The organism is Nonomuraea cypriaca, assembly GCF_015645445.1.
Classification (GTDB): domain Bacteria; phylum Actinomycetota; class Actinomycetes; order Streptosporangiales; family Streptosporangiaceae; genus Nonomuraea; species Nonomuraea cypriaca.
Window position 1 is genome coordinate 1 of the sequence record NZ_JADOGI010000196.1, and the last position, 19,441, is coordinate 19,441.

Below are 19,441 nucleotides of genomic sequence, written 5' to 3' on the forward strand. Positions count from 1 at the left end.
GCGGTGGTTCGGTGGGGATGGTGGTGGGGATGCTGTTCGTCGGGTTGACCCTCTACAGCGGCCTCAACATCGTGATCGGATTCCTCATCTTCGTCTCCTCCATGGACGCCGACCATGCCAACACCCCCTACATGATCGCTGGCACGGCCGTCCTCGCGCTCATAGGCCTCGCCGCCGGGATCGGCCTCGTCCTCGTACGAAGATCATGGACGCGCGGCCTGGGACTGGGGCTCATGGCCGGATGGGCGCTCTGGTCGATCCTGTCCGCCGGCATCTGCACCGGCCTCAACCCCGCCCTGTACGGCTGACCATGCCTTATCGCGAGATGACCATGCCCTATCACGAGATATTCGTCGGCCTGGGGGTGTTCGTGGCCTCCGTCGTCTTCGTACGGGAGGCCAGGAGGCGCGGCGCACTCAACGAGCAGTCGCTGATCGCCGTCACCGGCGCCCTGGTCGGCGGCGCGATCGGGATGCGGCTGGCGGGCTGGCTGGAGACGCGCGACCTCCAGGACCTCTGGCTGTACGGCTCCCGCAGCATCCTCGGCGGCCTGACCGGCGCCTACGTGGGCGTCCTGGCGGCCAAGAAGATCATCGGTTACAAGGAGCGCACGGGAGACCTGTTCGCGCCGGCGGTGGCGCTGGGCATGGCCGTCGGAAGGATCGGCTGTCACCTGACCGAGGCCCCCGGCAGGCCCACCGACCTGCCGTGGGGCGTACACGCGCCACCGACCACCCCCGAATGCCCTGGCTGCCTCACCGGGCAGGCCATGCATCCGTCGTTCGTCTACGAGATCATTTTCCAGCTCGCCGCCTTCGTGGCGCTCACCTGGGCGCGCAAGCGGCTCACCCGGCCAGGCGAGTTGTTCACGCTCTATGTCGCCGGGTACGCCGTCTTCCGCTTCCTCGTCGAGTTCGTCCGGGCCAACGAGATTCTCTGGCTCGATCTGACCGGACCGCAGTGGTTCCTGGTCCCCGGCCTGCTGCTGCTCGCCATCAGGCTCGGGTACGGCTGGAGGCGCGGCTACTACGATGCCCTATTCGGGCGACCCGAACGGAAGGTCACGACATGAGTGCAGGGATGGGTCTGCGGGGTGACCGCATCCTCAGGTACGTCAACGCGTTCTGCCCCCACTGCCACGACCAGGATCTCGACAGGGTCGAGCGGCTGAGCGGCTATCTGGCCGAGCGCGACGGCAAGGTCTGGCTGGAACGCGGATGCCGCCAACACGGCCTCATCCGGACTTTGTACGACGAAGACCCGGAAATCCTGGCGTACCTCGAGGAGTGGACCGCCCCCACAAAGCAGCACGTTCCGGATCTGTCGGGGAACTTCGCCCCGATCCCCAGCGCCTACCTCCACGGCCTCCCCGAGATGCAGACGCAGCACACCTGCATCCTCCTCGAAGACATCGCCGAAGCCTGCAACCTCCGCTGCCCCACCTGCTTCGCCGACAGCTCGCCCGACCTGACCGGGATCGTCCCCGTCCCCGACATCCTCGCGAACGTCGACCAGCGCCTCGAAAGGGAGAACGGCAAGCTCGACGTCCTCATGCTGAGCGGCGGCGAGCCCACCCTCCACCCCGAACTGAAAACCCTCCTCACCGAGCTCACCAGCCGCCCGATCACCCGCATCCTGATCAACACCAACGGCGTCCTCATCGCCAGGGACGACTCGCTTCTCGACCTCCTCACCGAGCACCGGGAGCGGACCGAGGTCTACCTCCAGTACGACGGCACCTCGGCGGACGCCTCACGACACCACCGCGGCGGCGACCTGACCCGCGTCAAGGCGCAGGCCGTAAGCCGCCTGTCCGAACGCGAGATCTTCACCACCCTCGTCATGACCGCCGCGCTGGGCGTCAACGACGGCGAGATCGGCGAGGTCGTACGCGTTGCGCTCGACACGCCGTACGTGGCGGGCGTGTCGTTGCAGCCGCAGTTCGGGTCGGGGAGATCGGGCGTCATCTACCCCGCGGACCGGCTCACCCACACGGGCGTGCTCAAACGCCTCGGTCCGCAGACCGACGGCCTGGTGACCTGGCGCGACCTCACCGCACTGCCCTGCTCCCACCCCCACTGCTGCTCGGTCGGCTACCTGATCCGCGACGACGCGAACCAGTGGCGATCGCTCGTGGAGCTGATCGGCCACGACCGGCTCAAGGAGCACCTGGGCCTGGTCTCCAACCGCATCGCCGACACCGAGATCCCGCGCGAGCTGCGCCTGGCCGTACAGGAGTCCCTGCTCGGCCTGCTGTCGGAGCAGTCCTCACTGTCGCACCCCGAGATCGGCGACCTGTGGCGGAACATCTGCGAGCACTGCGACCTCGGCGTCTCCACCCTCCTCACGCTCGCCTCGTCGGCCCTGCCGGGCAGGCGCAGGAGGCTGCGCAGGATGCTGGGGGAGCGGGTGGTGCGCATCACGGTCAAACCGTTCATGGATCTCTCCACCATGATCGAGGAACGGCTCACCCAGTGCTGCGTACATGTGGGGACGCGGGCCGAGCAGGACCAGTGTGCCCCGTTCTGCGCCGTACAGGCCTGGCCGCAGTTGTCGAGGCAACGGTTGTCGGCGGCGGCGGCGCGGCCGCGCCTGGAGGTGATCCAGTGAAGGCGGAGCCGTACGATCCGCTCCGGTTGTGCGTGTACGCGACCGTGGCGCTCCTGGCCTGGCTACTCGGCCCGTGGGCGGTGCTGGGGTTCGCGGCGCTCGGGTTCGCCGGTTACTGGAAGGCGCGCCGAGCCGGGCTGACCCGGAGCAAGTGCCTGCTCAGAGACACCCGGCTCATCCTCGCCTACCTGGGGCTCCTGGCCATCGTCGCCATCGTGGCGATCACCGTGTGACGGCCGAATTGCCGGACTGCACGTAGCCGTACCGGAGAAGCGCGTCGCCCCGGGCTCGGACGAACTCGTCGAAATCCTCCACGAACCCAGGGATCTACGAGCGCTCGTTACTGTTGCACGTGAAACATCATTCCGCGGGGACGTACAGGCTGAGCGTCTCGGCGATGCAGACCGGCCGCTTCTCGCCCTCGAGCTCGATCGTCATCTTCAGGTTGGACAGGTAGCCGGCCGGGGTGCCCTTGACGTCGGTCAGGCTGCCCGCGGCCCTGATCCGCCCGCCGACGGGCACCGGCCTGGGGAAGCGGACCTTGTTGAGGCCGTAGTTGACCCCCATCACGACGTTCTGAACCTCGACCATCTCGAACATGAACGACGGCAGCAGCGCCAGGCTCAGATAGCCGTGCGCGATCGTGCCACCGAACGGCCCTTCCTTGGCCCGCTCCACGTCCACGTGGATCCACTGGTGGTCATCGGTGGCGTCGGCGAAGAGGTTGACCTGCTCCTGGGTGACCGTACGCCACTCCGTGGGGCCGAACGTCTCGCCGACGGCAGCCTTTAGCTCCTGAACATTCGCGAAGGTCCGCATGGTCACGAACGCTATTGCTCGGGTGGGACGGCTGCCAAGTTCGCGGACCGCCTCGCCTCGATGGGGGCGCGCTGTTGCGAAGATCTTTACTCGAAAGCATCGCATAGGTGTTCGAGTTCGCGCTACAGTTCTCGGTATCGAAATCGAACAAGGGTTCGGCCTGGTGAGAGGGGGTGTGTCCGGTGACGGTGCTGGCGACCGCCCCTGCACGGACACGCCGTAGCACTTTCTTCCCAAATCTAAGACGGCCGCTATATCCGGCAATAAAGTCCGAGAGCGTGGACCCTGTGCGAAACCCCTATGCCCCCGGCGCCGGGCAACGTCCGCCGGAGCTCGCCGGCCGCGACCGTGAGCTGCAACAGTTCGAGGTCGTGCTGGAGCGGGTGGCCCGCGGCCGTCCCGAGCGCAGCATGGTCGTCACCGGCCTGCGGGGAGTCGGCAAGACCGTCCTGCTCAACACGTTCAAGTCCATGGCCATGCAGCGGCTGTGGGGCACGGGCAAGATCGAGGCCCGTCCCGACCAGTCGATCAGGCGGCCCGTCGCGGCGGCGCTCCACATGGCCATCCGCGAGCTCGCCCCGCGCCACCGCGCGCCCGAGCGCATCGAGGAGTTCCTCGGCGTGCTCAAGGCGTTCGCCATGCGCGATCCCGGCGCGGCCAAGGGCACCTCGCACTGGTCGCCCGGCATCGAGGTGCCCGCCAGCCGCGGGCGCGCCGACTCGGGCGACCTGGAGATCGACCTCACCGAGCTGTTCGTCGACGCCGCGAGCGTGGCCACCGACCTGGCGGTCGGCATCGCGCTCTTCATCGACGAGATGCAGGACGTGCAGGCCGCGGACGTCTCCGCGCTCTGCGCCGCCTGCCATGAGCTGTCGCAGACGGGCGGGCCGCTGATCGTGGTGGGTGCCGGGCTGCCGCACCTGCCGAGCGTCCTGTCGGCCAGCAAGAGCTATTCCGAGCGGCTCTTCCGCTACGCGCGCATCGACAAGCTCGATCGCGAGGCCGCCGATCTCGCGTTGATCCTGCCGGCGCGCGAGGAGGAGGTGGAGTTCACCCAGGAGGCTCTCGACGCCCTCTACGAGGCGGCCGACGGCTATCCCTACTTCGTCCAGGCCTACGGCAAGGTGGCCTGGGACCTCGCGCCACACACCCCGATCACCATCGAGGACGTCAGGGTGTCCTCACCGGAGGCGGAGGAGGAGCTCGCGGTCGGGTTCTTCGGCAGCCGCTACGAGCGCGCCACCCCGGCCGAGCGCGACTACATGCACGCCATGGCGCAGATCGGCGACGAGCCGGTGCCCACCTCCGACGTGGCCGACGCCCTCGGGCGAAAGCCGTCCAGCCTCTCGCCCGCCCGTGACAGTCTCATCAAGAAAGGGCTCATCTACAGCGCCGAGCGCGGCCTGATCGCGTTCACGGTGCCGCATTTCGGGAAGTTCCTGCGCGCTCAACCCGTGTGAGCGACGCCCCTAGACCTCTATTGGGCTGTCTAGTGGGGAAGCTAGACAGCCCAATAGAGCCATATCGGCGTGCCTGTCGAGAGGAATCTAAGCCTCTCTAGCGTCAGGCCGATACTGGCGTATATTCCGGCAGAGATTCGGTGTCCACCGCGCTGACCACGGCCACCCGCACCGCCGGGTGCCGGCCGCTCAGAAAGACGGCGAAGACCACGTCGTCCTGGTCGTGGTTCTGGAAGGCGAAGAAGCGCCAGCACAGCTCGCGCCAGGTGTCGTGCGGCTCGGGCGAGGCCAGCTCGCCCCGGTGGGCCCGCCAGGGGCCGCTCGACCTGAGCCGGGAGAGGGTGACCGACTCGGCGGGGGCCCTGCGCTGCTCGCAGGGGGCGCGGAACCGCACGCGGTTGAGCATCTCCTCGATCTCCGGCGACAGCGCGGCGAGCACCGCCACCCCGGCGGCCATCAGCCAGGACGGCTGGGTCGCCGCCAGCCAGCCCGGCGCCGGGGCCCACACCGACAATCCGGCCATCCCGGTCAGCGCCACCGTCCTGCCGATCGAACGCATCCCGACCGGCGCCGAGCTCACCTCGCCGAAGCACCCGCAGCCCGCGTCCGGCCGCCGCCTGCGCAGCTCCACCAGCACGTACGTGGACATCGCGAAGAACGCGACCGTACCCCACCGGAAGATCGGGTGTGTGGTCAGCAGCAGCCCGGCCGCCAGGACCGCCTCAACCACCGCGCAGAGCAGCAACGCGGGGGCCTGCATGCGCCCGGGCACCAGCACCGCGGGGCCGATTTTGGACAGTGCTCCCGGCTCGCGCCCCGACCACACCGTGGCCACCTTGGCGATCGTGCCGAGCACGAGCAGCACGATCAGGAGCGGCAGCTGCGATTCCATCACGCGGGTCACCCCAATCCGATCTGAGCGTTGAAGCACCCCTTGATCAAGTCGCCGCCGAGCTCCACATAGGAGAACGGCGACAGCTCCGTGATCCGCCCGCGCGGCGACGTGTCGCACTCGACGCACCGATCGCAGAACCGGCCGGCCAGGCACCCGCACGCCACTACGGGAACGTTCGCGGTGCGGCCGGCGCAGACGTTCCTGACCTGGAGGAGGGAGCCGATGGCGAGGTACGGCAGGCCCGCGCACGACGTCCCTGCCTCGTGGCAACGGGCGTCAGAGCGCTCCAGCATGGGATAGGCCGCGCCGCGCTCTTCCTCGTCGAACGTGTCCGACCAGGTCACGGTCCCCGAGATGCGCGACTGCCCAGCGGCGTACGCGGGCGGCGGCGCTGGCACCGAACGCGCCGGGTAGGTGGGCTGCGAGGTCGCAGGAAGCAGCGCCAGCGCGGCCCCGTCCTGCCTGGTCCCGATCGCGTCGAACAGATAGCCCGGCTCGAACTGGGGATGCCGCACCCGCAGCCGCCCCGTGGCCCGGTAGGGGATGACGATCGTACGGTGGCCCCGGTGCGGCCCGCAGTCGAGCTCGACCGTCAGGTCCCTGCGCCCGCTGACCGAGAGGATCGTCCCCGTGATGCGGGTGGTGTCGGCCCAGATCCGCTCGACCACACGCCCTTCGCGCAGCGTCCGCATCATGACCATGGCGCCCACGGCGAGATCGGCGGGCACCGCGTCCGCGCCGTGCCAGGCGGTGGCCCAGGGGGCGATGACGAGCCGCTCCTGGGTGCCGTCCGGGGTCTCGATGGTGATGAGGTGCGGGCTGACGTCCAGGATCTCCCCGGCGACGGCGTGCAGCGGCTCTCCGTTGTCCGGATGAGGGCCGGGAACGCCGGATTCGCGCCCGAGCGCGGCTGCGGCGAGCACCCGGCGGCGCTCAACGCTCGGATACCCCATCCGGCCCTCCCTCGTCCGCCTACTAGATTCACACGACTTGAGGCGGCTCACACCGTACTGGTCCAGAGAGGAGCAAAATACGCATCCCCGGGGATGGGTGGTGACATCCGGCGTCGAACAATCCGCCACCGACCTTGGCCTTCCTTTGTCGTCGGCGGGCCGAAACCTGAATACCGGTTCAGCCCGAATAGGGCATCCGGCTGCGATTCTGGCCACTGATGCAGACCACGGACGGGGATGAGGAGTTCCGCGAGTACGTCAGGACCCGCGGTCCTGCTCTGCTGCGCGCGGCACACCAGCTCACCGGGCACCCGCTGGACGCGGAGGACCTGCTGCAGAGCGCGCTGACCAAGACGTACCTGGCCTGGGAGCGGATCGAGGATCGGGGAGCGCTCGACGGATACGTACGGCGGGCCATGGTGAACATCAACATCTCGCAGTGGCGGCGGCGCAAGCTGGAGGAGTACCCGTCGGACGAGCTGCCCGAGACGACCGCCGAGACGGTGGCCTTCGGAGATGTGCACGAGCTGCTCGAACAGGCGCTGGACGAACTGCCCGAGCGGATGCGGGCGGCGATCGTGCTGCGCTATTACGAGGATATGACCGAGCCGGAGATCGCGAAGACGCTCGGCATCAGCGTCGGCACGGTCAAGAGCACGGTGTCGCGCGGCATGGCCAAGCTCAGGGCCGCGCTGGGACTCTCACCCCGGTAGCGACGGTTGGGACGGAACGGAGGCTTCTGCCCCTATGGTGGCGCAGGGGCGTACGACATCCCGGATCTTGCGCAGACTGCCCAGGAACGCCTCCAGTTCGGCCGCTTCCAGCAGCCCCGTGAAGCAGTCGTCGACGTCCTGCAGGTGCCGAGGCAGCACGGACTCCAGCCGCTCGCGCCCGGCCTCGGTGAGGACGGCGTACGACGCCCGCCGGTCGCTGGCGCACGCCTGCCTGGCCACCAGCCCTTCGCGTTCGAGCCGGTCGACGACCCTGGTCACCCCGCTGGTCGACAGCCCGGTCTGCGCCGCCAGATCGCTCATCCGCAACCGCCGCCCGGGGGAGCGGGCCAGCCGGATGACGGTCTCGAAGTCGATCTCCGACAACCGCGCCTCGGACAAGACCGGCTGGAATCTGGCTGACAGGCCGGCACTCACCTCGGCCAGCAGGCCCATCGCCGTGAGCCGGGGGTCGTCAAAGTTCATCACGCTCATACCTTAGCGGACGATAGTTGACGGATGGAATATTCCTCATGTAGAAATCTGTTGCCGCAGACATCCGCACAGCAGTCTTTCTGAGGAGAACCCCACATGAGCACCCGCACCTGGGAGTCCCTGACCCTCCCCGCCGCCGGCACCTACAACCTTGACGTCGCCCACACCCGGATCGGATTCGTCGTCAAGCACATGATGGTCAGCAAGGCTCGAGGCCACTTCGACACCTTCAGCGGCTCGATCACGGTCGCCGAGAACCCGCTGGAGTCGAGCGCCGAGCTCACCATCAAGGCGGAGAGCATCAGCACGGGCATGCCCGACCGCGACGGACACCTGCGCAGCGACGACTTCCTGGCCGTGGAGAAGTACCCCGAGCTCACCTTCAAGAGCACCCGGGTCGTGAGCCACAAGGGCGACGAGTTCACCGTGGTCGGCGACCTGACGATCCGTGACGTCACCAAGCAGGTCGAGCTCACGGTCGAGTACGGCGGCGCCGGCACCAACCCGTGGGGCGTCCCGGTGTGGGGCTTCTCGATCAGCACGGAGTTCGACCGCGAGGAGTTCGGCCTCACCTGGAACCAGGCCCTGGAGGCCGGCGGCGTCCTGGTCGGCAAGAAGGTCAAGGTCGAGATCGAGGGCGAGGCCAACCCCGCCTGACCGGCCGTTGTCCACAGCCCCGAAGCCCGCCCTGGTACTGGGCGGGCTTCATCCACAGGCAGTTACCCACAGGCTGTTGATAACTCTTGGTGAAGGCGGAGGAGGAATCGCTTTGCCGCCTCGCCAGAAGGCCGGTACGCTGTCCTGAGCCGCGATGGCTTCCAGGAGGATTCGCCTAGTCAGGTCTATGGCGCCGCACTGCTAATGCGGTTTGGTGGCAACACCATCCGGGGTTCAAATCCCCGATCCTCCGCAGCTCAAAGGCCCTCTCCCGATTTCGGGTCGAGGGCCTTTTGTCGTCCGTAGGCGTCAGGGTTGCAGTTGCCCTTCAGGGAGAACCCCAGAGGGCTTGCCCCATGCGGTCACTGGCGTCCTTCATCTGGAGCGTGGCCACGTGGGTGTAGCGCTCGGTGGTGGTCACTCTGGTGTGCCCGAGAACCTGCTGTACGACCCGGATGTTCACACCCTGCTCGATGACAAGCGTCGCGGCGGTGTGCCGCGCATCGTGGACCCGTACGTCCCGGACGCCGGCCTGCTTGAGAATGGTCTTCCAGACCTTCCAGTCCTCGGTACGTTCGATGGCGGTGCCGTGCTTGGTCGAGAAGGCCAGGTCGTGGTCTTCCCACCGATCTCCCGCCTTCTCCCGCTCGACATCCTGTGTTTCGCGGTGGGCCTTGAGTTGGGCGAGGAGTTCGGGCGGGCACTGGAGGGTGAGCTTGTTCTTGCCCTTGCGCTGCCGAAAGATGAGGCCACCGCCGGTTCGCTTCGGGCACTTGTCCGCGTGACCGGCGCAGTCCTTGAGACAGGGCCGCTTGTAGCAGACGTGACCCGGCTGGGTGCAGCTCGGCTTGCAGGTCGGCCGATGCTTGTGGATCTTGCACCGCGCGTGACATGGCCGGCGATGCCACTCCTCGCCGCAGGCGTGCGGGTCGTCGCATCCGTGCCGCCACTCCTGGCGCTGTACCTGGAACCAGGCCCGGATCTCCCCCGTGTCCATGTCGATGTACGACCAGCGGAGCCCGAGGGCCTCACCCTGACGGATGCCGAGTGCGAGCGCCACCGACCAGCGGGCGCCGTTCCTCTTGGTCTTGGCCACATCGAGAATCCGACGTGCCTCCTCTCGCGTCAGCGGTTCGATCTCGGTTTCCGCGGCAGTGGGTGCTTCCACAAGGGTGGCCACGTTCCGTGTGACCTTGTCGCGTCTGACGGCCACCTTGAGGGATCGGGAGATGATCCGGTGCACCTTGAGGACCGTGCTCGTGGACAAGCCCTTGTCGAGCATCGTCGTGTATGCGGTGTCGAGGTGCTCCGGAGCGAGCCGGTTCAGTCTGTGTCGGCCGAGAAGCGGGATGATCCAGTGGCGCGCCTTGGAACGGTAGTCCGTGAGCGTGCGCGGAGCCATCTTGCCCGAGGCCACCAGGCGTTCACAGATCACGTCGAGGTACTCGGTCATCCACTCGGCGACCGTGGGCACACGTCCCGGCTTGGTGACCTGTCCAGTCTCGCGGTTGCCTTCCAGTTGGGCGACCTTGCGGGTTACCTCGGCCTCGGTCTTGGCCATCCGGTGACGACGATCAGGAGATCCGTCAGGCTTGATGCCCACGGTGACCCAGCCGTGCCAGTACCCGTCGTTGCCGAGGTAGATGGAGGAGCGGCCGTTCGGCTTCTTCCCCATCACGCTACCTCCTCCGTCCGCATCAGTCCTGCCCTGGCCTCCAGAGCGCGAGCGAAATCGTGGAGCGCCCAGTGCGGAACCAAGCGGTAGCCGTCTTCCTTGATCGACTTGAGTTCGCCGGTCTTGATGAGTCGGAAGACAGCCGTACGGCTCATGCCGAGAACCGTGGCGGCGTCCTTGGGACGGTAAAACAGGCGCTCCATTAGGCGGCCTCCCCTCGAATTGCCGAAAGATCTTGTCCGGATGCTCTGGCCTCCAGTTCGCGGAGGTGGGCGCGCCAGCGTTGGCGTTCGTGGACGGATCGGAGGAGCCGTACGGCGAGCGGTGGCACGTTGGCGTCTCCGGCCGGGACGGGTCTCCAGACGTAGCGGTGTGGGTCGGTGGGCTCGTCGGCCTGGCCGAGGGCTTCCAGGACCCAGGTGCGGCGGTCCTGCTTGTGTTCGGCGAGGGTCTTGTTGCTCCACTTGCGGGAGACGAGGATGCGGCGTCCGGCGTAGCCAAGGTGTTCCGGCTTGTGGGCCTTACCTCGGCAGCGGCCGGGAAGCATGCCGGGCTTGGCGTCCTTGGGCTGAATCCCGTACCGCAGCCAATTCGGGCAGGTGGGCGAGCAGGGTTCGTAGCGGAGTGCATCCAGCATGCGGGCCGCGTGCTGTTGCTGGGCCTGGCCGCCGTCGAGGGCGTCGCCGATGGACTTGGTGAGGTACTTGGACAGGTAGCGGATGCACTGGTCGGCGTCCGGGGTGCCAGCCAAGACGCCTTGGACATCGACCTGTTCGCCGAAGCGGATGACGTGGAGCGGTTCGGCGTCCTCATCGAGGGCGTCGAGGGCTTGGCCCCAGGTGGGCAGGACTTCGCCGGTGGCTGGGTTCAGGTAGCCGGTGCCGTCCTGCCAGACGGGCATGTGCTCGCCCTCGAAGAGCACTTCATCGGCTTGTGGCCACCAGACCTGGTGGTAGGTGGCGGCGGCTATCTGCTTGATCTCCGCTCGTGGGAGCGTTCCACGGATGGCCATGTGCAGGTGCGGCGCGAGCCGCTTCTGAGGCTCCACGGAGGCGAAGTACTGCACGTCGTAGCCCGCGACGCGGCGCAGGTTCTGCACGAAGCGATCGACGAGCTTGGAGAAGTGCAGCGCGTCCCGAGCGGCCCGCCGGTAGTCGTAGGCGTCCGGATCGATGGGGACGCCGTCGCGGACCTTGCCGTACGAGGGCAAGGTGAGCGTGACGAACAGGGACGGCCGGTAGGTCTTGCCGTCCGTGCCGTGGAAGGTGCGTCCCAGGGTGGTGCTGGTCATCTTGCGCTTGGGCAGGTCGGGTGCGTCCTGCCGCCGTTTGGTGGAGCGGGAGCGCTTGGCGGTCGTGCGGCCCAGGACGTTGCCGCGCATGCCTGCGGCGTTGATCTCCTCGTCCAGGCCGGTGATGATCGCGTCGAGTTCGGTGGTGTCGTCGCCGGCCTTTTCGGCGGCGTCGCGTTGGGCTTGGTAGTCGGCGCGGAACTCCACCAGCCAGCGCTGTTCCTCGTTGGCCTGGTCGGGCGTGATGGCGGGTTCGGCGTCGAGGTGCCAGCCCTCGCGGCACTGGGCCTTGCGCAGTTGCTTGTTGCGCTTGGCGCACGGTGGGCACTTGCTGTCGAGGGTGGCCCCGCACGGTACGTCGATGATCTCGGACTTGCCGGTGACGACGTCGAGGCGCTTGAGCGGGATGGGCCGGATGCAGACGCCGTGGAGCTTGGCGACCTCTACGAGCACATCCCGGGCCATCGGCATCGCCTGTCGGACGGCCCGGGGAAGTGCGCGGTCGTGCGGATGGGTCACGCGGTCCTCCCCTCGTCGGTGGTCTCGGTCATCACGGCGCAGAGCCGGTAGCGCTCCAGATGTGGGTGAGCATGGACCCGGGGGTGGTAGAGCTCGAAGACCCGCATGTGGGGCAGGTCGTGAGTGGTCAGCAGGACCAGCAGCGGGCGGCCTGCGACCAGGCCGATTTCGTCGGCGGTGCCGTGGAAGCAGATCCTCATGCCGCACCGCCGTGCGGGGCGAAGGAGTCGACCATGGCGCAGATGTCGGCGTCGGAGACGTACGCGGCGCGCACCCGGGCGGGTTCAGGACTGGTTTCCAGCCGGACGTAGCCGACGCCCGCGCCGATCTCCGGAACGGGGGAGATGTGGTCAGCGAGGGCGCCTCGATCGCGTGCGCCGTCGCCGAGGACCATATCCACCTGTTCGGATTCGTCGAGTCGGAGGGCGATCTTGTCGGGGAACAGGTTGCGGATGTTCATGACCTCCTTTCGCGGATCCTGGAGTGCGGCCAGGACACCGACACCGACCGCGCGTCCTTGGGTGGTCAGGGTGGCGAGCGCTGCGGAGATGCGTTGTCTGAGCTGCCGATCGGACTGGTAGGCGGTCAGGAACGCCACCTCATCGACCACGACCAGGACGAACGGATCACCGAGGGTGGGTGTGTGGGAGCGCTGGAGACCGGCGAACCGGGCTGCCCGTTTCTGCATGACACAGACGGCCTCGTCCAGCAGGTCGGCGCACTCCTCGGGTGTGGCCGCGTACCGAGTGCCGAAGAGTCCCCGGCCGTAGGACAGTTCCATGAGCTTGGGATCCAGCGCCCACAACTCGACCAGGCCCGCGCTGGCGGCGGGGAGCAGGGAGCGGATGACGGACCAGATGATCGACCCTTTGCCGGCTCCCGTCGCGCCCGCGACGAGGACATGGGTGCCGTGCACCTTGAGCCGCCACGGCCGCCCGTCCTCGCCTTTGCCGATCTCGACCGGTCCCACCGTCGGTTCCTCCGGTATGGCGAGCGCTGGCAGGGGTGAGGCGAGTGGATCGCTGCGCGGGAAGGTCAGCGTCAGCCGTCCAGCATGAGACGGGGCCACGCGGCACGACTTCGCGCCGAAGCCTTGGGCCAGGTGATCGGTGCGATCCGCCCAGTCCTTGACCGCTTGGCCTTTGAGCATGCGCACGGTGACCACGTCGGCCCACGAGGTGCAGGTGACCTTGCCCAGCCGGGGCAGGTAGTCACGGCCCCGTAGGTGACGGCCGAGACCGGAGACGATCATGACGGGTTGCCAGTGCCGCCGGTAGATCCAGATGAGCCGCCACCAGGCCAGCAGCCGGTAGCCGACGAGACGGGCGAAGGACGACCGATCGAGGAACGCCCACGAGATCAGGGCCAAGACGACCGTCCCGGACAGGGACGCCGCCAACGGCCAGCCGTAGAAGTACCAGAGAGAGCCGAGGGCCGCCGGGACGATGGCCGCGATGGGGTGACGCCAGATCGTACGGACGAGCCTGACGAGCATGCGACCGGTGAGGATGACGATGGTGAGGATGGCGGGTGTCTTGACGACGGCCGGGCGGAAGACGACGGCCGTATCGGGCGTGGTGGAGACGAGGTTGCGCGCCTCGTCGCCAGGCAGCCGCTTGAACATAAGCTGGGAACCTCTCGTGATGTGGAGTCAGGGGAGAACCGAGGGGCCGCCGGAAGTTGCCGCTTCCAGCGGCCCCGCTTTGTGTCAGGTCGCCGGGTCGGTGACGTCCTCGGCCGACTGTTCGGCGTGGAGCTGCTCGCAGTCGGCCAGGTAGCGAGCGGCGGCGTTGAAGATCTCACGGGCGGTGGTCAGGTCGGCGTCGGTGATCGGCCCGGCTCCGGTGGTGGAGATGTGCACGTTCGCCTCGGTGGAGTAGAGCTCCAGGTACGGGCGCGGGCTACTGAGCAGGAGACCAGCGCGGACCTTGAGGTCGGGCGTGTGGAAGGAGACGCCGACGTGCGGCGTGGACTCCGGTCGCAGGGACAGGGTGACGTAGGTGTACGGGCGAAGACTCATGCCGCGACCGCCTGTCCGTCGGGGAGACCGTAGAAGCTGCGCTCCACGGAGCGGGCGAAGCGGTGGGCCGCGTGGGCGAGCTGGCGCGCGAACTCCAGGTCTTCCACCGTCACGGGACCGTTTGTGGTGACCAGGACGGAGGTGGCGCCGAAGTCGAGCGCCAGGACGGGCTCACGGCGGGCAAACGGGTGGTTCATGGTGCGGGCGGCGTGCCCGGTGGTCAGCCGGATCACGCTGTTGCGCGGGGTACGGCGTCGTGTCATCAGGCGGCGTCCTTTCCGGCCGGAGCCTTGCTCTGGGTGGGCTGGGTGGTCTGGCGGGGGGCGTGCATCTCGCGGACCTTGATCGAGTACGCGAGGCGACCGGTGGCGTTGACGTACGGCGTGATCGCGATGCCGTCGAACTCGACCGGTGTGAACGGCAGCCCTGGCATGGCTTGCGGGGGCACCGGCTGGACCGGCGCGAGGATCTTGACCGCCACCGTCTTCTGGGCGGGCTTGAGGGTCGGGTCACCGTCCATGACCGCGACCTGCCAGACCAGCTCTCCGGTCTGCTTGTCGCGGGACTGCACGAACCGGCCGTTGGACGAGGCGTCGAAGTCCTTGACGGGCTCGACCTCGCCGACGATGTAGCAGCCGTGCGGAAAGACCATGGTGTAGGTGACGGGGATGGGTCCCTGGATGGCCATGTTGTTCCTCTCGATAGCGGAGGACAGCTCGTCATTCGCTTGTCCACTTGTCCGCTCGAGTTGAGCGTAAGTGATCGCAACTCGTCCGCACAAGTGGTTGAGCGGTAAGTGGCTGGTAAGAGTTAGCTCACCTTGAAGACATCTTCGAGCTCGTGCAGGCTTCCTGGCAGTGCCAGGCTCACCACCATCAGCACGTTGCCGGCCGGATCGTGCACGGTGGCCAGCACGCCGAGGACCGGGTTGGACGAACCGAGCAGCTCGGCTTCCTCCTTGGTCGGCTTGCGTGCGCTGACCCGCTCGGTGATGTGGTCGAAGCGCAGATGCTTGACCGACTGGAGATGATGGCGGATGCCCTGCCGCAGGGGTTCGGGCTTGTCCAAGTCGGTGCCGATCGCGTGTTCCAGCGGTACCCAGATGGTCTCTACCGCCGAGATCACATCGGCTTGCCGTGCCACTCTCTTCCGTGCGGTCAGGGGAGTTCCCTCGGCGACACCGAGCAGGCGCGCGACATGACGAGGGGCCGGTACGCGCCCCGCCTCCAGGACCGCATCGGCGTTCTCGCCCTGCTCGGTTGTGCTCAGGCTGGGGCGTACGATCTCGGCCGCGGTCTGGGGCCGGCCTTTGACGAACGACCCGCGGCCGTGCTCACGTTCGATCCACCCCGCCCGCACGGCCGGGAGGAGCCCGCGGATGGCGGACCAGATGATCGAGCCCTTACCGGCTCCGGTGGCGCCGGCAACCAGGACGTGTGTGCCGTGCACCTTGAGCCGCCACGGCCGTCCGTCTTCCTGCTTGCCCACCTCCACGCCGCCCACGGTGGCCACGTGGGGCAGGGGTCGAGCGGGGATGGGTTCGGCCAGCGGATCGGTACGGGGGAAGGTCAGGGTGATCCGGCCGGGCTTGGCCAGCGCGACCCGGCAGGAGGTGGAGCCGAAGCCTTGGGCGAGGTGGTCGATGCGGTCGGCCCAGTCCTTGACCGCCTGCCCCTTGAGCATGCGCACACTGACCAGGTCCGCCCACGGGGTGCAGGTGACCTTGCCGAGGCGGGGCAGGTAGTCGCGGCCCCGGATGTGGCGTCCGAGTCCGGAGACGATCATGACGGGTTGCCAATGTCGCCGGTAGATCCAGATCAGCCGCCACCAGGCCAGCAGCCGCCAGCCGACGAACCGGGCGAAGGAGACCCGGTCGGTGAGCGCCCAGGCGATCAGCCCTACCGGGGTCGGTGCGCTGAGCAGGAGGGCGGTGTGCCAGCCGTACAGCAGGGTGAGCACGCCGGGCGTGGTCGCGGCGAGGGTGGCGATGGGGTGTCGCCACGTCATCCGGACGAGGCCGGCCAGGATGCGTCCGGCGAGGATGACGATGGTGAGGATGGCGGGGGTGGTGACGACGGCCGGGCGGAAGACGACGGCCGTGTCGGGCGTGGTGGTGACGAGGTCGCGTGCCTGGTCACCGGGAAGCCGCCTGAACATAGGCTTGGTACCTCTCGTGATGTGGAAGTCAGGGGAGAAGATCGGGGGCCGCCGGAAGTTGCCGCTTCTGGCGGCCCCGCCTTGCCTGTCAGGCCGCCGTGTCGTCGGCGTCCTTGGTGGCGGTCGACTGTTCGGCGTGCATCCGCTCGCATTCGGTCAGGTAGCGGGCGGCGGCGTTGAAGATCTCGCGGGCGGTGCTCACGTCGGCGTCGGTGACCGGCCCGGCGGCGGTGGTGGAGATGTGGACGTTCGCCTCGCGGGAGCTGAGCTCTAGGTAGGGGCGCGGGTTGCTGTGCAGCATTCCGGCGCTGACCCGCAGTCCATGCGTGTAGAACGAGACGCCCAGCTGTGGCGCGGACTCGGGCCGCATGGACAGCGTGACGTAGGTGTAGGGGCTGGAGCTCACGCCGCAGCCTCCCTACCGCCCGAGGGCGTCTGCTGCTTGGGGCGGGCCGGACGCATGCCGGTGGCCCGGTAGGAGTAGGCCAGTCGTCCGGCCCGGTTGACGTACGGGGTGACGGTCATGCCGGTGAACTCGACCGGTGCGATCGGCAGACCGGCCATCGGGGGCGGTGCGACGGGCGGTGTCGGGGCCAGGATCTTGACCGCCACAGTCTTCTGGCCGGCCTTGAGGGTGGTGTCGCCGTCCATGACCGGGACCTGCCAGATGGGCTCACCGGTGGTCTTGTCCTTGGCGTAGACGGTCTTGCCGTTGGTGGATGCCTCGAAGTTCTTGACCTGTTCGACCTGGCCGACCAGGAAGCAGCCGTGCGGGAACGCTTGCTCGAAGGTGATCGGGATGGGGCCTTGGAGTGCCATGGGGTTCCTCTCACTGGGGACGGCTCTTCGTTCGCTCGTCCGCTTGTCCGCTTAAGTTGAGAGTAGGTGACCACAACTCGTCCGCACAAGTGGCTGAGACGAAGGCGTCGGTAAGAGTTAGCTCACCTTGAAGACATCCTCAAGCTCGTGCAGGCCCCCGGGCAGGGCCACGCTGACGACCATCAGCACGGCGCCGGCCGGGTCGTGCACGGTCGCGAGCACGCCGAGCACCGGGTTGGACGAGCCGAGCAACTCGGCTTCCTCCTTGGTGGGCTTGCGCGCGCTCACCCGCTCAGTGATGTGATCGAAACGCAGATGCTTGACCGCCTGGAGGTGCTGCCGGATCCCGCGCCGCAGCGGTTCGGACTTGTCCAGGTCCGTGCCGAGCGCGTACTCCAGCGGGACCCACACGGTTTCTACCGCCGACACCACATCGGCCTGGCGAGCCACCCGCTTCCGCATGATCACCGGAGTCCGCTCGGCGACACCCAGCAGCCGCGCCACATGCCGGGGAGCCGGAACACGCCCCGCCTCCACCACGGCATCGGGGCGTTCGCCCTGCTCGGTCGTCGCCTGGCTGGGCCGAACCCGATCGGCCGCACTCTCCGGCCGCCCCTTCACGAACGATCCGCGGCCGTGCTCGCGCTCGATCCAGCCCTGCATGGCCAAGGTCTGAAGAGCGCGCACCACCGTGGTACGGCCGACGCCAAGCTCACGCACCAACTGCGTTTCGGACGGCAGCATGTCACCCGGGGCGTACTCACCCGACTCGATCCGCTCCTGAATGGCCCGCATCACCTGGGCGTATTTCGGAGGGGCGAAATCCATGCTCATCTCAACCGCCCGTTCACTCTTGCACTTGTGCGCATAAGTACAGTACCGGTTGAGGATGCGCTTGTCAGGGCCCGTACCCAAGACCAGAAAGGAGCAATCGCCTCACGGCCTCGGCTCAAGAACCGCTGGCCAGCGCAACACACTTCGGGCAAGCACGGGAAATGTTCGCAGAGAAGGCGAGCGACCAGCCGCACACCGGCGACGGCCCCGCCGACGACGAGCACAAGGCCACACCCTCACCAGGGCGCACGGCGTGCTGAACGATCCCGACCGCTGTCTTCTCGAACCCAGCGACATACGCCGGAACCGGATCAGCGGTGACCTCGTCAGGCTTGTCCAGGGCAAGGTCACCCCAGTGGAAGGGCCAGCGCCGGGTGCCGCCAGGCAAATCGTGCGGGGCGTCGTCGAGTTGGAGCAGGGCGACCGACCCGCCGCGCAGCACCGCCACGACCACCCCAGCACGGCCGATCAGAGCCGGCGCATGGGCCCGTGTGCGGGCATGGCTGTGCACGGCACCGATGACCACCGCCCGACGCCCGACGCGCATACTCGCCCAGTTCACTGCGGCTCCGCCGGCGGAGATTCGTGGTGCCCCGACTGGCGGACATCGAAGGCGCGTTGCTGGGCGCGAATTTCGGCGTAACGCAGGGCGATACGCCGAGCCGCCCGAAAAGGATCACTCGCCGGATGCCAGGCATAAATGACACGACGACGCTCAGAATTCCAGCCGGTACGCCACCAAAAGCGTGCGCCGTCGCACCACACGACCAGGCCCACCCAGACCGATACCAACGCCAGCCCATAACCGTCATGGACATCGGCGTTGATGCCATCGCGACGCAAAGCCTCCTGAAGGATTTCAGCCGACCGGCACGGATCCACGGTGATCGCAATAGCGGAGATCATGTGGCCACCCGCTCGAACCGCACAGCTCCCGCCGGGTCCAGCGAGGCACGGAAGATCTCGCGACTCGACCAGCCGTCCGCGCCGGCGCCGAAATCGCAGACCTTGTGCACGATGCCGCCCCGGATCGCAGCGTCACGCGGCATGGCCCGCATCGCCTTACGCAGCTCGTCCATCGCGGTGGCCTGGAACGCGCAGGATCCGCACGGCCCCAGCGCCTCACCCTGCCCCGCATCGACGCGGACTTCCCACTCGAACCGCTCGTGCGGCGTCTCTGCCGGACCGGGGCAGTACAGGCAGTCTTCTTGGGCGGAAGCCGCAAGACCCAGCCCCGAAGCCGTCACATGGCCGCGCCGGGTGACGATCTTCCAGCCCCGTCCATCGCACTCTGTACATCTGACTGGCGTTGTCATGCCGGACAGCATGAACGCCCATACTTTTCTTACCTATCCCACGCTGATATAGCGCGATGGGATATAGGTTCGGCCACACGGCAAGGTGGCGTCCCGCCGAGTGGTGTAATCATGTGCTCGAGTCGTGGGGTCCTGGTGGTGGGGCGAGTTCGGCGGGTGTGGAGTCGGGGGTGCTGGCGCGGAGTTCGGTCATGGAGGTTTCCGATAGGTA

The 19,441-nt window shown here is 67.7% G+C and carries 26 protein-coding genes and 1 tRNA gene; 8 read left to right on the top strand and 19 right to left on the bottom strand.

Annotation, left to right across the window (positions count from 1 at the left end; all coding sequences use genetic code 11):
• The 4 genes from ITP53_RS42000 to ITP53_RS42015 all read left to right on the top strand — a co-directional run.
• On the top strand, positions 1-308 hold a 308-nt coding region (locus ITP53_RS42000; RefSeq protein ID WP_207757190.1), incomplete at its 5' end, for a hypothetical protein.
• 17 nt (positions 309-325) lie between these two features.
• Entirely contained in the window at positions 326-1,072 is a 747-nt protein-coding gene (locus ITP53_RS42005; protein WP_195901051.1) for a prolipoprotein diacylglyceryl transferase, read from the top strand.
• Positions 1,069-2,610, top strand: a complete 1,542-nt coding sequence (locus ITP53_RS42010) for a radical SAM protein (protein WP_195901052.1) — start codon at positions 1,069-1,071, stop codon at positions 2,608-2,610. Before ITP53_RS42005 ends, ITP53_RS42010 begins: the two co-directional genes overlap by 4 nt.
• A complete protein-coding gene (locus tag ITP53_RS42015) occupies positions 2,607-2,843 on the top strand; it encodes a hypothetical protein (protein ID WP_195901053.1) in 237 nt (78 codons plus the stop codon). Before ITP53_RS42010 ends, ITP53_RS42015 begins: the two co-directional genes overlap by 4 nt.
• A gap of 127 nt (positions 2,844-2,970) precedes the next feature.
• Here the strand turns inward: ITP53_RS42015 and ITP53_RS42020 are convergent, their stop codons facing one another.
• Positions 2,971-3,429 carry a MaoC family dehydratase gene (locus ITP53_RS42020; RefSeq protein WP_195901054.1) on the bottom strand — a complete coding sequence of 153 codons (459 nt, stop codon included), beginning with the start codon at positions 3,427-3,429 and terminating at the stop codon, positions 2,971-2,973.
• 278 nt (positions 3,430-3,707) lie between these two features.
• Here ITP53_RS42020 and ITP53_RS42025 point away from each other — a divergent pair, with 278 nt between their 5' ends.
• Positions 3,708-4,889 carry an AAA family ATPase gene (locus ITP53_RS42025; RefSeq protein WP_195901055.1) on the top strand — a complete coding sequence of 394 codons (1,182 nt, stop codon included), beginning with the start codon at positions 3,708-3,710 and terminating at the stop codon, positions 4,887-4,889.
• A gap of 103 nt (positions 4,890-4,992) precedes the next feature.
• On the opposite strand, the gene ITP53_RS42030 is transcribed toward ITP53_RS42025, so the two are convergent.
• Together ITP53_RS42030 and ITP53_RS42035 are read right to left on the bottom strand one after the other, a co-directional pair.
• Positions 4,993-5,781 carry a MauE/DoxX family redox-associated membrane protein gene (locus ITP53_RS42030; RefSeq protein ID WP_207757194.1) on the bottom strand — a complete coding sequence of 263 codons (789 nt, stop codon included), beginning with the start codon at positions 5,779-5,781 and terminating at the stop codon, positions 4,993-4,995.
• An 8-nt stretch (positions 5,782-5,789) separates the two neighbouring features.
• Positions 5,790-6,737: a hypothetical protein gene (locus ITP53_RS42035; RefSeq protein ID WP_195901057.1), complete on the bottom strand. Its 948-nt coding sequence runs from the start codon at positions 6,735-6,737 to the stop codon at positions 5,790-5,792.
• A gap of 218 nt (positions 6,738-6,955) precedes the next feature.
• Between ITP53_RS42035 and ITP53_RS42040 the strand changes: the two genes are divergently transcribed.
• Entirely contained in the window at positions 6,956-7,450 is a 495-nt protein-coding gene (locus ITP53_RS42040; protein ID WP_195901058.1) for a SigE family RNA polymerase sigma factor, read from the top strand.
• Here ITP53_RS42040 and ITP53_RS42045 read toward each other — a convergent pair.
• Complete coding sequence (locus ITP53_RS42045; protein ID WP_236051751.1) at positions 7,439-7,933, bottom strand: MarR family winged helix-turn-helix transcriptional regulator; 495 nt, start codon at positions 7,931-7,933, stop codon at positions 7,439-7,441. The two genes, ITP53_RS42040 and ITP53_RS42045, sit on opposite strands and share 12 nt — an antisense overlap.
• Positions 7,934-8,038: 105 nt before the next feature.
• Here ITP53_RS42045 and ITP53_RS42050 point away from each other — a divergent pair, with 105 nt between their 5' ends.
• Both ITP53_RS42050 and ITP53_RS42055 read left to right on the top strand, forming a co-directional pair.
• The gene (locus ITP53_RS42050; RefSeq protein WP_195901060.1) at positions 8,039-8,599 is read left to right on the top strand and encodes a YceI family protein; all 561 of its coding nucleotides are present in this window, start codon (positions 8,039-8,041) and stop codon (positions 8,597-8,599) included.
• A 164-nt stretch (positions 8,600-8,763) separates the two neighbouring features.
• A tRNA-Ser gene (locus ITP53_RS42055) sits at positions 8,764-8,852 on the top strand.
• A 75-nt stretch (positions 8,853-8,927) separates the two neighbouring features.
• Here ITP53_RS42055 and ITP53_RS42060 read toward each other — a convergent pair.
• From ITP53_RS42060 to ITP53_RS42135, 15 genes are all read right to left on the bottom strand, one after another.
• A complete protein-coding gene (locus ITP53_RS42060) occupies positions 8,928-10,274 on the bottom strand; it encodes a tyrosine-type recombinase/integrase (RefSeq protein ID WP_195901061.1) in 1,347 nt (448 codons plus the stop codon).
• The gene (locus ITP53_RS42065) at positions 10,274-10,477 is read right to left on the bottom strand and encodes a helix-turn-helix domain-containing protein (RefSeq protein WP_195901062.1); all 204 of its coding nucleotides are present in this window, start codon (positions 10,475-10,477) and stop codon (positions 10,274-10,276) included. The genes ITP53_RS42060 and ITP53_RS42065 overlap by 1 nt, the downstream gene beginning before the upstream one ends.
• Positions 10,477-12,084 (bottom strand): replication initiator, encoded by a 1,608-nt coding sequence (locus ITP53_RS42070; RefSeq protein ID WP_195901063.1) that lies wholly within the window; start codon positions 12,082-12,084, stop codon positions 10,477-10,479. Before ITP53_RS42070 ends, ITP53_RS42065 begins: the two co-directional genes overlap by 1 nt.
• Positions 12,081-12,284 carry a hypothetical protein gene (locus ITP53_RS42075; protein ID WP_195901064.1) on the bottom strand — a complete coding sequence of 68 codons (204 nt, stop codon included), beginning with the start codon at positions 12,282-12,284 and terminating at the stop codon, positions 12,081-12,083. Before ITP53_RS42075 ends, ITP53_RS42070 begins: the two co-directional genes overlap by 4 nt.
• Positions 12,281-13,708: an FtsK/SpoIIIE domain-containing protein gene (locus ITP53_RS42080; RefSeq protein ID WP_195901065.1), complete on the bottom strand. Its 1,428-nt coding sequence runs from the start codon at positions 13,706-13,708 to the stop codon at positions 12,281-12,283. Before ITP53_RS42080 ends, ITP53_RS42075 begins: the two co-directional genes overlap by 4 nt.
• 84 nt (positions 13,709-13,792) lie before the next feature.
• Positions 13,793-14,104 carry a hypothetical protein gene (locus ITP53_RS42085; protein ID WP_195901066.1) on the bottom strand — a complete coding sequence of 104 codons (312 nt, stop codon included), beginning with the start codon at positions 14,102-14,104 and terminating at the stop codon, positions 13,793-13,795.
• The gene (locus ITP53_RS42090) at positions 14,101-14,367 is read right to left on the bottom strand and encodes a hypothetical protein (RefSeq protein WP_195901067.1); all 267 of its coding nucleotides are present in this window, start codon (positions 14,365-14,367) and stop codon (positions 14,101-14,103) included. The genes ITP53_RS42085 and ITP53_RS42090 overlap by 4 nt, the downstream gene beginning before the upstream one ends.
• Positions 14,367-14,792 (bottom strand): plasmid replication, integration and excision activator, encoded by a 426-nt coding sequence (locus ITP53_RS42095; RefSeq protein WP_195901068.1) that lies wholly within the window; start codon positions 14,790-14,792, stop codon positions 14,367-14,369. The genes ITP53_RS42090 and ITP53_RS42095 overlap by 1 nt, the downstream gene beginning before the upstream one ends.
• Before the next feature lie 122 nt (positions 14,793-14,914).
• On the bottom strand, positions 14,915-16,261 hold the full coding sequence (locus ITP53_RS58450) for a GntR family transcriptional regulator (RefSeq protein ID WP_236051749.1): 1,347 nt from the start codon (positions 16,259-16,261) through the stop codon (positions 14,915-14,917).
• An 88-nt stretch (positions 16,262-16,349) separates the two neighbouring features.
• The gene (locus ITP53_RS42110; protein ID WP_195901069.1) at positions 16,350-16,667 is read right to left on the bottom strand and encodes a hypothetical protein; all 318 of its coding nucleotides are present in this window, start codon (positions 16,665-16,667) and stop codon (positions 16,350-16,352) included.
• A complete protein-coding gene (locus tag ITP53_RS42115) occupies positions 16,664-17,080 on the bottom strand; it encodes a plasmid replication, integration and excision activator (protein WP_195901070.1) in 417 nt (138 codons plus the stop codon). The genes ITP53_RS42110 and ITP53_RS42115 overlap by 4 nt, the downstream gene beginning before the upstream one ends.
• Positions 17,081-17,197: 117 nt before the next feature.
• Positions 17,198-17,914 carry a GntR family transcriptional regulator gene (locus tag ITP53_RS42120; protein WP_195901071.1) on the bottom strand — a complete coding sequence of 239 codons (717 nt, stop codon included), beginning with the start codon at positions 17,912-17,914 and terminating at the stop codon, positions 17,198-17,200.
• Between the two features lie 115 nt (positions 17,915-18,029).
• Positions 18,030-18,476, bottom strand: coding sequence for a hypothetical protein (locus ITP53_RS42125; RefSeq protein ID WP_195901072.1), 447 nt, complete (start codon positions 18,474-18,476; stop codon positions 18,030-18,032).
• A complete protein-coding gene (locus ITP53_RS42130; protein ID WP_195901073.1) occupies positions 18,473-18,820 on the bottom strand; it encodes a hypothetical protein in 348 nt (115 codons plus the stop codon). Before ITP53_RS42130 ends, ITP53_RS42125 begins: the two co-directional genes overlap by 4 nt.
• Positions 18,817-19,242: a hypothetical protein gene (locus tag ITP53_RS42135; RefSeq protein WP_236051750.1), complete on the bottom strand. Its 426-nt coding sequence runs from the start codon at positions 19,240-19,242 to the stop codon at positions 18,817-18,819. Before ITP53_RS42135 ends, ITP53_RS42130 begins: the two co-directional genes overlap by 4 nt.
• Positions 19,243-19,441 lie beyond the last annotated feature (199 nt).

Excerpts from the sequence above, each read along its gene's own strand:
- ITP53_RS42045 (WP_236051751.1), bottom strand. The coding sequence starts at position 7,933 with ATGAACTTTGACGACCCCCGGCTCACGGCGATGGGCCTGCTGGCCGAG.
- ITP53_RS42080 (WP_195901065.1), bottom strand. The coding sequence starts at position 13,708 with ATGTTCAAGCGGCTGCCTGGCGACGAGGCGCGCAACCTCGTCTCCACC.
- ITP53_RS42120 (WP_195901071.1), bottom strand. The coding sequence starts at position 17,914 with ATGAGCATGGATTTCGCCCCTCCGAAATACGCCCAGGTGATGCGGGCC.
- ITP53_RS42060 (WP_195901061.1), bottom strand. The coding sequence starts at position 10,274 with ATGGGGAAGAAGCCGAACGGCCGCTCCTCCATCTACCTCGGCAACGAC.
- ITP53_RS42020 (WP_195901054.1), bottom strand. The coding sequence starts at position 3,429 with ATGCGGACCTTCGCGAATGTTCAGGAGCTAAAGGCTGCCGTCGGCGAG.
- ITP53_RS42130 (WP_195901073.1), bottom strand. The coding sequence starts at position 18,820 with ATGATCTCCGCTATTGCGATCACCGTGGATCCGTGCCGGTCGGCTGAA.
- ITP53_RS42115 (WP_195901070.1), bottom strand. The coding sequence starts at position 17,080 with ATGGCACTCCAAGGCCCCATCCCGATCACCTTCGAGCAAGCGTTCCCG.
- ITP53_RS42095 (WP_195901068.1), bottom strand. The coding sequence starts at position 14,792 with ATGGCCATCCAGGGACCCATCCCCGTCACCTACACCATGGTCTTTCCG.
- ITP53_RS42075 (WP_195901064.1), bottom strand. The coding sequence starts at position 12,284 with ATGAGGATCTGCTTCCACGGCACCGCCGACGAAATCGGCCTGGTCGCA.
- ITP53_RS42085 (WP_195901066.1), bottom strand. The coding sequence starts at position 14,104 with ATGAGTCTTCGCCCGTACACCTACGTCACCCTGTCCCTGCGACCGGAG.
- ITP53_RS42090 (WP_195901067.1), bottom strand. The coding sequence starts at position 14,367 with ATGACACGACGCCGTACCCCGCGCAACAGCGTGATCCGGCTGACCACC.
- ITP53_RS42030 (WP_207757194.1), bottom strand. The coding sequence starts at position 5,781 with ATGGAATCGCAGCTGCCGCTCCTGATCGTGCTGCTCGTGCTCGGCACG.
- ITP53_RS42005 (WP_195901051.1), top strand. The coding sequence starts at position 326 with ATGACCATGCCCTATCACGAGATATTCGTCGGCCTGGGGGTGTTCGTG.
- ITP53_RS42010 (WP_195901052.1), top strand. The coding sequence starts at position 1,069 with ATGAGTGCAGGGATGGGTCTGCGGGGTGACCGCATCCTCAGGTACGTC.
- ITP53_RS42040 (WP_195901058.1), top strand. The coding sequence starts at position 6,956 with ATGCAGACCACGGACGGGGATGAGGAGTTCCGCGAGTACGTCAGGACC.
- ITP53_RS42135 (WP_236051750.1), bottom strand. The coding sequence starts at position 19,242 with ATGCTGTCCGGCATGACAACGCCAGTCAGATGTACAGAGTGCGATGGA.
- ITP53_RS42065 (WP_195901062.1), bottom strand. The coding sequence starts at position 10,477 with ATGGAGCGCCTGTTTTACCGTCCCAAGGACGCCGCCACGGTTCTCGGC.
- ITP53_RS42035 (WP_195901057.1), bottom strand. The coding sequence starts at position 6,737 with ATGGGGTATCCGAGCGTTGAGCGCCGCCGGGTGCTCGCCGCAGCCGCG.
- ITP53_RS42050 (WP_195901060.1), top strand. The coding sequence starts at position 8,039 with ATGAGCACCCGCACCTGGGAGTCCCTGACCCTCCCCGCCGCCGGCACC.
- ITP53_RS58450 (WP_236051749.1), bottom strand. The coding sequence starts at position 16,261 with ATGTTCAGGCGGCTTCCCGGTGACCAGGCACGCGACCTCGTCACCACC.